This is a genomic window from Pseudodonghicola sp., from assembly GCF_048268305.1.
Lineage (GTDB): Bacteria > Pseudomonadota > Alphaproteobacteria > Rhodobacterales > Rhodobacteraceae > Pseudodonghicola.
On the sequence record NZ_JBLWVT010000009.1, the window covers coordinates 144,518 to 156,674 of the forward strand.

General features: G+C 65.2%; 14 protein-coding genes and 1 other RNA gene. 8 read left to right on the forward strand and 7 right to left on the reverse strand.

Translation table 11 applies throughout. The features are described 5' to 3' along the window. Positions 1 to 24 precede the first annotated feature (24 nt). Positions 25 to 348, reverse strand: coding sequence for a hypothetical protein (locus tag ACN0V4_RS17385; protein ID WP_417678431.1), 324 nt, complete (start codon positions 346 to 348; stop codon positions 25 to 27). 328 nt (positions 349 to 676) lie between these two features. On the opposite strand from ACN0V4_RS17385, the gene ppk2 reads away from it, so the two are divergent. After that, positions 677 to 1,594, forward strand: a complete 918-nt coding sequence (gene ppk2 / locus ACN0V4_RS17390) for a polyphosphate kinase 2 (protein ID WP_417678433.1) — start codon at positions 677 to 679, stop codon at positions 1,592 to 1,594. Here ppk2 and ACN0V4_RS17395 read toward each other — a convergent pair. Next, positions 1,588 to 2,127 carry a MarR family winged helix-turn-helix transcriptional regulator gene (locus tag ACN0V4_RS17395; protein ID WP_417678435.1) on the reverse strand — a complete coding sequence of 180 codons (540 nt, stop codon included), beginning with the start codon at positions 2,125 to 2,127 and terminating at the stop codon, positions 1,588 to 1,590. The genes ppk2 and ACN0V4_RS17395 overlap by 7 nt on opposite strands. An 87-nt stretch (positions 2,128 to 2,214) precedes the next feature. Between ACN0V4_RS17395 and ACN0V4_RS17400 the strand changes: the two genes are divergently transcribed. Further along, on the forward strand, positions 2,215 to 3,375 hold the full coding sequence (locus ACN0V4_RS17400; RefSeq protein WP_417678437.1) for a cytochrome P450: 1,161 nt from the start codon (positions 2,215 to 2,217) through the stop codon (positions 3,373 to 3,375). Positions 3,376 to 3,378: 3 nt separating this feature from the next. Here ACN0V4_RS17400 and mntR read toward each other — a convergent pair whose 3' ends face one another. After that, entirely contained in the window at positions 3,379 to 3,819 is a 441-nt protein-coding gene (mntR, locus tag ACN0V4_RS17405; RefSeq protein WP_417678439.1) for a manganese-binding transcriptional regulator MntR, read from the reverse strand. A 212-nt stretch (positions 3,820 to 4,031) separates the two neighbouring features. Here mntR and ACN0V4_RS17410 point away from each other — a divergent pair, with 212 nt between their 5' ends. Continuing rightward, positions 4,032 to 5,342 (forward strand): Nramp family divalent metal transporter, encoded by a 1,311-nt coding sequence (locus tag ACN0V4_RS17410; protein WP_417678441.1) that lies wholly within the window; start codon positions 4,032 to 4,034, stop codon positions 5,340 to 5,342. Positions 5,343 to 5,428: 86 nt separating this feature from the next. Here the strand turns inward: ACN0V4_RS17410 and rpsU are convergent, their stop codons facing one another. Next, on the reverse strand, positions 5,429 to 5,635 hold the full coding sequence (gene rpsU / locus ACN0V4_RS17415) for a 30S ribosomal protein S21 (RefSeq protein WP_008207378.1): 207 nt from the start codon (positions 5,633 to 5,635) through the stop codon (positions 5,429 to 5,431). 114 nt (positions 5,636 to 5,749) lie between these two features. On the opposite strand from rpsU, the gene ACN0V4_RS17420 reads away from it, so the two are divergent. Together ACN0V4_RS17420 and ACN0V4_RS17425 are read left to right on the forward strand one after the other, a co-directional pair. Beyond that, positions 5,750 to 6,460: a COQ9 family protein gene (locus ACN0V4_RS17420; RefSeq protein WP_417678443.1), complete on the forward strand. Its 711-nt coding sequence runs from the start codon at positions 5,750 to 5,752 to the stop codon at positions 6,458 to 6,460. Between the two features lie 95 nt (positions 6,461 to 6,555). Continuing rightward, positions 6,556 to 7,539 (forward strand): NAD(P)H-quinone oxidoreductase, encoded by a 984-nt coding sequence (locus ACN0V4_RS17425; RefSeq protein ID WP_417678445.1) that lies wholly within the window; start codon positions 6,556 to 6,558, stop codon positions 7,537 to 7,539. 98 nt (positions 7,540 to 7,637) lie between these two features. On the opposite strand, the gene ACN0V4_RS17430 is transcribed toward ACN0V4_RS17425, so the two are convergent. After that, complete coding sequence (locus tag ACN0V4_RS17430; RefSeq protein ID WP_417678447.1) at positions 7,638 to 8,039, reverse strand: DUF2000 domain-containing protein; 402 nt, start codon at positions 8,037 to 8,039, stop codon at positions 7,638 to 7,640. Between the two features lie 64 nt (positions 8,040 to 8,103). Further along, positions 8,104 to 8,910 carry an AraC family transcriptional regulator gene (locus tag ACN0V4_RS17435; RefSeq protein WP_417678449.1) on the reverse strand — a complete coding sequence of 269 codons (807 nt, stop codon included), beginning with the start codon at positions 8,908 to 8,910 and terminating at the stop codon, positions 8,104 to 8,106. Positions 8,911 to 9,104: 194 nt separating this feature from the next. On the opposite strand from ACN0V4_RS17435, the gene ACN0V4_RS17440 reads away from it, so the two are divergent. Continuing rightward, positions 9,105 to 10,088 (forward strand): quinone oxidoreductase family protein, encoded by a 984-nt coding sequence (locus ACN0V4_RS17440; RefSeq protein WP_417678451.1) that lies wholly within the window; start codon positions 9,105 to 9,107, stop codon positions 10,086 to 10,088. A 129-nt stretch (positions 10,089 to 10,217) separates the two neighbouring features. Here the strand turns inward: ACN0V4_RS17440 and ffs are convergent. Beyond that, an RNA gene (ffs, locus tag ACN0V4_RS17445) (signal recognition particle sRNA small type) lies at positions 10,218 to 10,316 on the reverse strand. A gap of 291 nt (positions 10,317 to 10,607) precedes the next feature. On the opposite strand from ffs, the gene nudC reads away from it, so the two are divergent. Both nudC and ACN0V4_RS17455 read left to right on the forward strand, forming a co-directional pair. Then, on the forward strand, positions 10,608 to 11,591 hold the full coding sequence (nudC, locus tag ACN0V4_RS17450) for an NAD(+) diphosphatase (protein ID WP_417678453.1): 984 nt from the start codon (positions 10,608 to 10,610) through the stop codon (positions 11,589 to 11,591). 42 nt (positions 11,592 to 11,633) lie between these two features. Then, the gene (locus tag ACN0V4_RS17455; protein WP_417678455.1) at positions 11,634 to 12,101 is read left to right on the forward strand and encodes an SRPBCC family protein; all 468 of its coding nucleotides are present in this window, start codon (positions 11,634 to 11,636) and stop codon (positions 12,099 to 12,101) included. Positions 12,102 to 12,157: the final 56 nt, after the last annotated feature.

Consider the following 12,157-nt stretch of genomic DNA (forward strand, 5'->3'; position numbering starts at 1 on the left):
CGCTCTGGGCCGAGGCTTCGCCGCCTAGCCTTCGGTGCCGTCGGGGAAGAGGGCGGTGATCGGGGTGTCGCCCTGGCTGTCCGACAGGTGGGCCATGGCTTGGGCGACATCGGCGGCGGCAAGGGGTTCGCCCAGGTCGATCAGGATGGTGTGGCATTCCTCCAGGGCCAGGCGTGCCGTCGTGGCCTGCATCCCGGTCGCGGTGACGCTCAGCCTTCCCTCGGTCTCACGCAGCCTGCTCAGCGCAGCGTTCAGATGGTGCGCGGCCGAATAGAGACCCTCTGCCATGGCGTAGCGGAGCAGCCGCGCCAGGGTTTCCTGCAGCGCGGCATATCTCAGATGAGGCATGTCTGGTCCTTCGGCTCGGGACAGGGAACCGGAGAGCAGGAGTAATCCGTGTCATCTATCTCGTGCTGCAAGGCGCCCATGGGAAATAAACAGATCTAATAAAATACGTTACGTTAGCTTGCCGCAATTCCTGACATGAGGCAACCGTGCCCCAGCGGGGGCGCTTCAGGACGAGTGGCGCCCCCGATGTGGCCCCTTGTATCGCCGGGCAGGGCGATCAACTATCAGCAGAGCCGGACCCTGCCGCGCCGGCGGATGACACCTAGATTTTACATCGGGGCGATAGCCCCCGACCCAGACCCGTCAAAGACGAGAAAAGGAGCCGATCTTGACCGAGGATAACGGGGCCCAGCCGCTGGACTGGCTGGAAGCCGAATTGCAGGACACGTTTGACGAGGATCTCGAAATCGAATTTGCAGAGCCGATGCTGTCGCTGGAGATCCGCAAGATCTATAACGAGGCACATCCGGATCTGCTGGATCGCAAAGTTTATTTCCGCAATCTGCTGCGGCTGCAGGCTGAGCTGATCAAGATGCACTATTGGGTGCAGCACACCGGCGCCAAGGTCTGCATCCTGTTCGAGGGCCGTGATGCCGCCGGCAAGGGTGGGGTGATCAAGCGGATTACCCAACGTCTGAACCCGCGCGTCGCCCGTGTGGTGGCGCTGCCGGCCCCGAGCCGCCGGGAGCAGAGCCAATGGTATTTCCAACGCTATGTGCCGCACCTGCCGGCCGCGGGCGAGATCGTGCTGTTCGATCGCTCTTGGTACAACCGCGCGGGCGTGGAGCGGGTGATGGGCTTTGCCTCGGACGATCAGGTGGAACAGTTCTTCCAGGACGTTCCCGAATTCGAACGCATGCTGGCGCGCTCTGGTATCATCTTGCTGAAATACTGGTTCTCGATCACCGACGAGGAACAGCAGTTCCGCTTTCTGATGCGGGTCCACGACCCGATGAAACAGTGGAAACTGTCGCCGATGGACCTGGAATCCCGGATTCGTTGGGAGGATTACACCAAGGCCAAGGAGGAGATGCTCGCGCGCACCAACATCCCCGAGGCACCCTGGTATATCGTCGAGGGCAACGACAAGAAGCGCGAGCGGTTGAACTGCATCGAACACCTGCTGACCAGGATTCCCTATGAGGAGGTTCCGCAGGAGAAGGTCGAACTGCCCGAGCGCACCTATAACCCCGATTACGAACGTCAGGTGTTGCCGGACGAGCTTTACGTGCCGAAGATCTACTGATCCTTGGTTCCGGCGGGGCCGTCGTCGAAGGCCCCGTCGATATTTTCCAAAAGCCGCGTGAGATAGCCGGTCAACGTGCGAATCTCCGCCTCGGAAAACCCTTTCAGCAGCTTCTTTTGCCGGGCCAGGGCATGGGCCAGGATGCGTTCGTGCAGGTCGCGGCCCGCGTCGGTCAGGTGCCAGCTCTTGCGGCGGTCATCGGCCCCCTCGACGCGCGGCAGGGCCAGGCCGGCCTGTTCCAGTCGCTGCAGGCTGCGGCTGACGGCGGCCTTGTCGATGCCGATGGTGCGGGCCGCATGGCTGACGGTGCTGCCGGGCTCGCGGGTCAGCATCACCAGCATGCGCCAGTCCATCGCCCCGAGCCCGAACCGCGCCTGGTAATCCCGCGCCGCGGCCCGGGTGAAGCGGTTCGACGCAAAGGTCAGCAGCACCGTGGGCGAGCGCCGAAAGCTCAGCGTCGGGCGGTCGGGCGCGGTGTCGCTGCCATCGGGCAGGATCAGGAACAGGTCGTCGGTCAGGTCGCTGTCGGTCATGCGGAGAGCCTAGGGCTCGTGTGTTGACATGACAACGGGCGATGTGTTGACGTGACAACACGGAGCGGACGCGGGGAGGAGGCGGCCATGACGCAAGCACAGGTGTACGAGATCGATCCAAAGGTGTTCTGGGACGATCCCTATCCCGATCTGAAACGCATGCGGGCCTTGGGGCCGGTGGTGCGGGTGCCGCAGCTGGGCGCCACGCTCTTGACCCGGCGCGACGACATCTTCGTCAACGAGAAGAAGATTGATGTGTTTTCTTCCGATCAGCCGGGCGGGTTGATGACAGTGCTGATGGGGCAGAACATGATGCGCAAGGATGGCGCCCCCCATTTGGCCGAGCGCAAGGCGATCTTTCCCACCGTGTCGCCGAAGACGGTGAAACAGGTCTGGATTGATCAGTTCCGCGCCCAGGCGGCCCGCATTCTTGACGATCTGGCACCTCGCGGGGTCTGCGATCTGGTCGCCGACTATGCCATGCCGGTGTCGGCTGAGGCGCTGAAATCGATCACCGGGCTGACCAATATGACCGCGCAGGAGATGAACCGTGTCAGCCAGGGAATGATCGACGGCTGTGCCAATTACGCGGGCGATCCGAGGGTGGAGGCCAATTGCCGGGACTGCACCGCCTCGATCGACCGGCATATCGACGCGATGATCCCGGTGGTGGATGCCGCGCCAGATCAGTCGCTGTTGTCGGTGCAACGACGTGCCGGGCTTTCCGATGACCAGACCCGGGCGAATATCAAGCTGGCGATCTCCGGCGGGCAGAATGAGCCGCGCGATGCGATCGCCGGCACCGTCTGGGCGCTGCTGACCCATCCCGACCAATTGGCCGAGGTGCGCGCCGGGCGGATCGGCTGGTTGCAGGCCTTCGAGGAATATGCGCGCTGGATCTCTCCCATCGGCATGTCGCCGCGCCGGGTCGCCCAGCCGCATGAGCTGCACGGCGTCCGGCTGGAGCCGGAGGAGCGGGTGTTCCTGATGTTCGGGTCGGGAAACCGCGACGAGCGGGTGTTCGACGACCCCGACCGTTTCGATCTGAGCCGGGACGTCAGCGCCGCGATATCCTTCGGGGCAGGGCCGCATTTCTGCGCCGGGGCCTGGGCGTCGAAGGCGCTGATCGCCGAAGTGGCGCTGCCCATGCTGTTCGATCGTCTGCCCGATCTGCGGCTGGTGGGCGCGGCGCGGTTCGGTGGCTGGGCCTTTCGCGGCCCGTTGATGATGCCGGTCGCCTGGGGCTGAGGGTCAGCCCCGGCTGTCCAGAAACGACTCGAAGGCCTCGAGCGTCGCTTGCGAGACGTGATGCTCCATCCCTTCGGCGTCGAGTTCTGCCGTTTCCGGCGGCACGCCGAGCGCGACCAGAACCGCCACCACCACCCGATGCCGCGCCCGCACCCGATCTGCCAGCGCCAGGCCCTCATCGGTCAGGAAGACGCCGCGATAGGGGCGCGATATCGCCAGCCCCTCTCGCTTGAGCCGGGCGACGGCCTTGGTCGCGGTGGGGTGGGTGACCCCCATCCGCTTGGCGATGTCGGTGATTCTCGCCTCGCCCATCTCCTCCATCAGATCGCCGATCATCTCGGCATAATCTTCGAGAATGGCGACCGATTGCGCCGCGCGGGCCTGGTTGAACCGGTCGGCGGCCTCTGATTCGGCTGCGGTGCAGGTCTGCTCGGTCTGCGGCATGGGGGGCAATCTCCTGCGGTTGCGGCGGTCCGCCTCTCCGACGTGGTCGAAAGCGGGGGTACATATTGCAGATGCTACTTCATTTTGCAAACCGGCTTTCAAAATTTTGAGGGAGACGGGGCGACATGTCGTTGCCTCTTGTCAAAAGTGTAGCTTTGGCTTTATTTCATCTTTGCCAGGCCCGAAGGCCAGATGTTGAAGGATGAGTTCAGATGACCACGGACCGCGCACCCAAGCTTTCTCGAAGTACCCGCAAGACCCAATTGGGGATGGCCGAGGTTCTGTCCGGCCGCCGGCGCGGGGTGAGGGCGGCGCTGCTTTTCGCAGGGCCCGCGATCATCGCCTCGGTCGCCTATATGGACCCGGGCAATTACGCGACGAACATCCAGGCCGGCGCCGGCTACGGCTACAAGCTCTTGTGGGTGGTGCTGGTCGCCAACCTGATCGCGATGCTGTTTCAGGGGCTGTCGGCCCGGCTGGGGATCGTCACCGGCAAGAACCTGGCCGAACTCAGCCGCGATCACTTTCCGCGACCGGTGATCTGGGTCATGTGGGCGGTGAGCGAGGTGGCCGCCATGGCCACCGATCTGGCCGAGTTCCTTGGCGGCGCCATTGGTCTGGCGCTGTTGTTCGACATGCCGCTGCTGGCGGGGATGGCGGTTACCGCAGTGGTGACCTATGGGCTTTTGCTGTTCGAGAATCGCGGTTTCCGGCCGATGGAGCTGATCATCGGTGCCTTCGTCGGCACCATCAGCCTGTGCTATGTGGTCGAGATCTTCATCGCTCCGATCGCCTGGGGCGAGGCCGGGGCCGGGCTGATCACCCCTGATCTGCCCGATATCGCGGCTCTGACCATCGCGGTGGGGATCATTGGCGCCACGGTAATGCCCCATGCGATCTATCTGCATTCCGGCCTGACCCAGCATCGGGCGCAGGTCCGTGACGATCGCGAACGCCGCCTGGTGCTGAAATTCTCCAACATCGAGGTGGTGGTGGCGCTGGCGGCGGCCGGGCTGGTGAACATGGCGATGGTGATGATGGCGGCGAGCGCCTTTCACGCCGGCCACAGCGAGGTGGCCGAGATCGAGACCGCCTATCATATGCTGACGCCGCTTCTGGGCGGGGCGGCCGCTGCGGTCTTCCTGATCTCTCTGATCTCGTCGGGGATTTCCAGCTCGGTGGTCGGCACCATGGCGGGGCAGCTCATCATGCAGGGGTTCCTGCGCATTCGCCTGCCGCTCTGGTTCCGCCGCGCGGTGACGATGATCCCGGCCTTCGTGGTGGTGGCGATCGGGGCTAATGCGACGGAAGCGCTGGTTATTTCTCAGGTGATTCTGTCGATTGCCCTGCCCGTGCCGATGGTGGCGCTGATCATCTTCGTGTCGCGCCGCGACATCATGGGAGCGTTCTGCATCAAGCGCCCGACGCAGATCGCCGCAGTGATCGGGGCCGCGCTGGTGCTGTCGCTGAACATGGTGCTGCTGGTCCAGACCTTTGGCGTCAACCTGCCGGGGCTGGGCTGACCCCTGAAAACGACAAACCCCCGGGGCGATGCCGCGGGGGTCGTCAAAACGTCTTTAAGCGCCGGAACTGGCTGCTTTCGAAGGGCTTAGAGCATACCTTCGCGCTGTGCTTTCTTGCGCGCCAGTTTACGGGCACGACGGATCGCTTCAGCTTTTTCGCGCGCTTTTTTCTCGGACGGTTTCTCGAAATGTTGCTTCAGCTTCATTTCACGGAACACGCCTTCGCGCTGCAGCTTCTTCTTCAGGGCACGAAGCGCCTGATCGACATTGTTGTCGCGAACACTAACCTGCATGTGGTTGTCACCACCTTTCTAGATTCGAGTTGCAAGGATTTGCAGGAGGTGGCCGTATAGCAAGCAAAGCCTATTTTGTCTAGTGTGCAGGTAGACCGCGAAGGAGGCCAGATCATGCAATCCGATGACACCCCGAATCCGACCCAGGACGACATCAAGGACCGGCTGCTGGACGCCGCCCTGATCCATGTGGCCTTCGATGGCTGGTCCGAGGCGACCTTCAAGGCGGCGGCCGAGGATGCCGGGGTCGAACCGACGCTGGCGCGCGCGCTTTGCCCGCGCGGGGCGGTCGATCTGGCGCTTGCCTATCACAGGCGCGGTGATCTGGCGATGATCGAACGGATGAAGGTCACCGACATGACCGGCATGCGCTATCGCGACAAGGTGGCGCTGGCGGTGCGGTTCCGGCTGGAAGCCGCGACCGACAAGGAGGCGGTGCGGCGCGGCGTGACCTTGTTCGCGCTGCCGCAGCACGCGGCCGATGGCGCCAAGGCGATCTGGGGCACCGCGGATGCGATCTGGACCGCGCTCGGCGATACCTCGGAAGACGGCAACTGGTATTCGAAGCGGGCCACGCTTTCGGCAGTCTATTCCTCCACCGTGCTCTATTGGCTGGGCGACGACAGCCCCGAACATACGGCGACCTGGGCTTTTCTCGACCGGCGGATCGATGATGTGATGCGGATCGAAAGCTTCAAGGCGCAGGCGCGGCGCAATCCTTTGCTGATGCCCTTCATGGTCGGTCCCGACTGGCTGGCCAGGCAGCTCAAGGCCCCCAAGGCGCGGGGGCAGGATTTGCCGGGATCGGTGCATCCGGGCGCCTGAGGGGGGACTCGTCACGCGGGTTCAACCCGTATATCCCTGAGACGAAATTGCAATTGGCGCGCCGGGTTGGCGCGCCACGGGAAGGGAGAGCCCAGATGTCCGAGACCATGCGCGCCGTCGAGATCACCGAGCCCGGCGGGCCCGAGGTGTTGAAGCTCACTTCGCGTCCGATGCCGCAGCCGGCGCCGGGACAGGTGGTGCTCAAGGTGGCCTATGCCGGGGTCAACCGCCCCGACGCGCTGCAGCGCGCCGGCAGCTATGCGCCGCCGCCCACCGCCAGCGACCTGCCGGGGCTCGAGGCCTCGGGCGAGGTGGTGGCGCTGGGGGTCGGCGTCTCCGACTGGAAGATCGGCGACAAGGTCTGTGCGCTGCTGCCGGGTGGCGGCTATGCCGAATATGTGGCGACGCCCGCCGCCCATTGTCTGCGGGTGCCCGAGGGCATGGGAATGAAAGAGGCCGCCTGCCTGCCCGAGACCTTCTTCACCGTCTGGTCGAATGTCTTCATGCGCGGTGGGCTGAAGGGCGGCGAACGCTTTCTGGTCCATGGCGGCTCTTCGGGGATCGGCACGACAGCGATCCAATTGGCCAATGCCTTCGGCGCCCGGGTCTTCGCCACCGCCGGTTCGGCCGAGAAATGCGCCGCCTGCACCGCATTGGGGGCGGAACGCGCGATCAATTACCGGGACGAGGATTTCGTCGAGGTGCTGCGCGCCGAAGGCGGGGCGGATCTGATCCTCGACATGGTCGGCGGCAGCTATATCCCGCGCAACGTCCGGGCCCTGGCCGATGACGGGCGGCTGGTGCAGATCGCCTTTCTGACCGGTCCCAAGGCCGAACTGAACTTTGCCCAGGTGATGGCGCGGCGACTGACGATCACCGGATCGACGCTCAGGCCGCAAAGCGACCTGGCCAAGGCGCGCATCGCCCAGGAGCTGGCCGAGGTGGTCTGGCCGCTGCTGGATGCCGGCAAGGTTGCGCCGGTGATGGACAGTGAGTTTCCCTTCGAGGAGGCCGCCGCGGCCCATGCGCGGATCGAAAGTTCCGGCCATATCGGCAAGATCGTCCTGAAGATCGGCTGAACAGCCAATTTTCTTGAAAAGAAAACCGCCCGGAAAATTCGAATTTTCCGGGCGAGGGGGCGGGTGTTCGGCCCCCTATCTGACGGTGGCGGGGCGGCTCAGCGCAGCAGCGGCAGGCGGCCACAGAGGCGATCGACCGCCTTGCGCGGACCGCCCAGCAAGATCGCCTGCGGCGCGTGATCGGCAAGCGGGGCGGCGGCGACGCGGGCGCCGTAATCTGCATAATCCCGCGCCTTGAAGGCCGCCTCCAGATAGGTCAGCCGGATCGGCAGGGCCTCTGCCGCCGCATAGATCCCCGGCAGCTCGTCAGCCGGGGCGGCGAGGATCGGCAGGGCGACGGTGGTGATGCCCGCAATCTCCGCCCCGTCCCCGGTCGGTGTCGCGGCCCCCACCAGGTCGGGGCGAAGTTGACCGAGGCTCATGCCCAGGACGGCGGCGAAATTGGCCTTGAGCCCGAGCGGCAGCGTTTCGGCGAGGATGATGACGGGTTTGAATGACATGAGCGGCTCCTTTCGGCGCTGCTCTGCCAGAACCGCGTGCGGCGGGATTGGACGAAATTGACCTTCAGTGCCGGACCAGCGCGCCCGGTGTCACGCCATAGTGGCGGCGGAACTGCCGGATCAGATGCGACTGGTCGCAGAACCCGGCCGAAAGCGCGGCCTCTGCGGCGGTCATCCCGTCCAGCAGCCGTTGGCGGGCATGATCGACCCGGGCGCGCAGCACATGGCCATGCGGTGTCAGCCCGGTCGCCCGGGTGCTGCTGCGGATCAGGTACGAGGGGGTGAGGCCGACTTCTGCGGCCAGTTCCGTCAGGCTCAGCCTGTCGCCGGCTGCGACTCCAGCGGCGATCCTGTCGCGCAGATGGCGGATCGCGCGCGGCTCCTCGCCGGGCGGGCGTAGCCTGGCCCCGCCGTAATGGCCGAAGGCCTGGGCCAGAACCTCGTGAACTGCTTCCTCGACGGCAAGCCGCCAGTCGGGTGTCTCGGGCGCCTTCAGCCGGTCGGCAAGCGTCGCCAGCGCCCGGGTCAGCCGCAGGCCGCGGTCCTGCGGCGCGATGGTCGAAAATCCCTGCAGGTCGCGCAGCCCCAGCACCGTGCGCACCGCCGTCTCGGAGGCATAGAGCATGTTGTAACGCACCCGGCCGGCGGCGGCGTGGCCGGTATGGGCCTCCTCCGGGTTCATCAGCGACAGTGAGCCCTGCGGCAGGATCATGCTCTCGCCCCGGCAGACATAGCCGCCGGCACCCTCGGCGATCGCGCCGATGGCAAAGCCTTCATGCGCGTGGCGGGCGAAGGTCTGGGTGCTGAAGGCGGCTTCGAAAAGCTCGATGCCGTGGTGCCAGCTGAGGTGGTGATAGCGGTTGTGCGGCATGGGGGCAGGATATCATCGCGGCTCAGGGATTGGGAAGGGCTCGGCCCTGCGGCGCCGGCAGGGGGCGGCGCCAATGGTCCCGGTTTCCGGCCCGGCCCGGGGGGGATCGTGTCGCGAGGCATGGACAAGTCGGATGATTTGCGCATGATCGATTTTCCGCGCCGCAGAAGCGCGATGGAAGGGGAGATTTGACCATGACCGAGACCGTCCGCACCGTTGTTTTCGATACCCCCGGTGGGCCCGAGGTGATGCGGATCGAGGATCGCCCTGTGGGCGAACCCGGCCCCGGTCAGATCCGCATCCGCCATCGCGCCATCGGGCTGAATTTCATCGACACCTATCAGCGCTCGGGTCTCTATCCGATGCAATTGCCGCATCCCCTGGGGATGGAGGCCGCCGGGGTGATCGAGGCGGTTGGCGAGGGGGTGACCCACCTCAAGCCCGGCGATCGCGCGGCCTATGCCTGTCAGCCCCCGGGCGCCTATACCGAGGCGCGGGTGATGGCGGCCGATCAGGTCTGCCCCTTGCCGGTGCCGATCAGCTTTGAGCAGGGCGCGGCGATGATGCTGAAGGGGATGACGGTGGAATACCTGTTTCACCGCACCACCCCGCTGAAACGTGGCGACACGGTTCTGTTCCATGCCGCCGCCGGCGGCGTCGGGCTGATTGCCTGCCAATGGGCGCGCTCCGAAGGCATCACCCTGATCGGCACCGCCGGCAGCGACGCGAAATGCCGTCTGGCGCTGGATCACGGGGCGAGCCATTGCATCAACTATCGCAGCGAGAATTTCGTTGAACAGGTGCGCGAGCTGACCGGTGGCGCCGGCGTTGACGTGGTGATGGATTCGATCGGCAAGGATACCTTCGAGGGGTCGCTCGACTGTCTGAAACCGCTCGGCATGATGATCTCCTTCGGCAATGCCTCCGGCCCAGTGCCGCCCTTCGATATCGGCATTCTCGGGCGCAAGGGGTCGCTGAAGCTGACCCGGCCGGTGCTTTTCACCCATCTCGCCGATCCCAAGACTTGTCAGGAGATGGCGCGGCATCTGTTCACCAAGGTGCTCGACGGCGATGTGACGATCCGGATCGACCAGCGGTTCCCGCTTGATCAGGTGGTTGAGGCGCATCGCGCGCTGGAGGCCCGCGCCACCACCGGCAGTACCATTCTGGAGCTTTGACAGCCGGGCTCGCCGGCCGGGGCGGGACGGAAAATTGGACTTTTCCGGGGAATTTTCTTTCAAAGAAAGTTCCGCCCCCCCGGGGCGGGCGTTGCGCCAGGGCGTTCGGGCGCTGGTATCTGGGGGGAGAGGTGAGAGGCTGGACAACGACCCAAGCGGGGCTCGTTACGGCTGCTTCCTTCCGGACCTGACCGGGTTGGCGAGGTGCCTGCCCGCGCCAACCTCTCGCCGGACTACATAGTGGGGCGAGAGGCGGATGGCAAGGCCGCGCTTGTGTCTCGTTTCCGTCGCGTTTGAGTGGTCGCCGGAGCCGACGTTTCCCTCCGGGGCGAGCGGTTCTTTTAGCAATGTCGTCGATCGAAAGCCCCTGCCGACACTGCCGGCCGCCGGGGCCGGTCGTCTCGGTGGCCGTTGGGCGCGAATGGATGGCGGCCCGTCGCGCGGGACGGTGGGGCCCGTGTTGCATCGGCGCGCGGGAAGGCGCAGAAACGGGCGGAAACAGATGGGGAGAGGCCTGGCATGAAAACGGCTGAGCAGGTGACATTCGGCGGATCGGGGCTCAATCGCGCGGCTGAGATCCGCGGCGATCGGGGGCGGCTCGAGGCCGCGCTGGGCGATCCGGCGGCGCGCTGCCTGCCGATGTGGCAGGGCAAGCCCCTGCTGCGCGGCGAGGGGTTTTCCGAACTGGCGCTGCTGCCGATGGATCACGCGATCTTCGCCGCCGGCTATGCCGGGGCGCTGAGCGAGCCGATGTTTCTGGGGCTCGAGGACGATGGCGCGCCGCGCTTTGCCGCCGATCTGTCCGGCTGGCGGCCGGAAGAGGTGGACCTGGCGGCGCTCGGCACCTTCTTTGACCCCAGTGAACAGCGCCATCCCGATCTGCCTGACGACACCGCCTTTGTCGAATTGCGCCGGGTGATGACACGGCTCAGCCCGCGGGGGGCAGAGCTGGCCGCCACCGCCAAGGCGGTGATGGGCTGGCATCGCAGCCACCGGTTCTGTTCCGCCTGCGGTGTCGAAAGCCTGGTGTCCCAGGCGGGTTGGCAGCGCGATTGCCCGGCCTGCGGCACGCATCACTTCCCGCGCACCGATCCGGTGGTGATCATGCTGATCACCCATGGCGACGCGGTGCTGATGGGGCGCTCTCCCGGCTGGCCCGAGGGGATGTATTCGCTGCTCGCGGGCTTTGTCGAACCCGGCGAGGGGCTGGAGGCCGCCGTTCGCCGCGAGGTCTTCGAAGAAGCAGGGGTGCGGGTCGGCGAGGTGAGCTATTTGGCCAGCCAGCCCTGGCCTTTTCCGGCCTCGCTGATGTTCGGGTGCGCCGGTCGGGCCTTGACCCGCGAGATCACCGTCGACCCCAAGGAAATCGAGGATGCGATCTGGGTTGGCCGCTCCGAGATGATGCGTGCTTTCGCCGGCGAGCATCCCATGCTCAAGCCCGCCCGAAAAGGCGCCATTGCGCATTTCCTTTTGCAAAACTGGCTTGCGGATACCCTGGATTAAAGGGACACTCGCGGCCTAGAATTAAGACAACATGGTATAAGTATGCAGTTTTCGAGCAAGGAAGATATCGAAGCCCCCATCGAGACGGTTTTCGCCGCGTTGAGTGAATTCGAGGCTTTCGAGCGTTCGGCCATTCGTCGCGGGATCGAGGTGCAGCGGGCCAACGAGGCTGGCGTGATCGGTGCCGGCATGGCTTGGGAGGCGGCCTTTGATCTGCGGGGCAAGCCGCGGAAACTGCATCTGGAGCTTTGCGAGTTCGACGCGCCGAACGGCATGCGCTTTGAATCGGAAAGCTTTGGTCTGGCGGGGACCCTGACCATCGACCTGGTGGCGCTGTCGCCGAAGCGTACGCGCATGGCGACGGTGCTGAATCTGGCGCCCAAATCGCTGTCGTCGCGGCTGTTCCTGCAATCTCTGAAACTGGCCAAGGCCAATCTGACCAAACGCTTCAAGATCAAGGTCGCCGATTTCGCCAAGAGCATTGAAACCGGCAAGCCGCGCCGGATCTGATTTCGCGCGGATCGGGGCAGAGCTGCCGCCTTGCGATTGAGCTGGGCGGCGGCTGT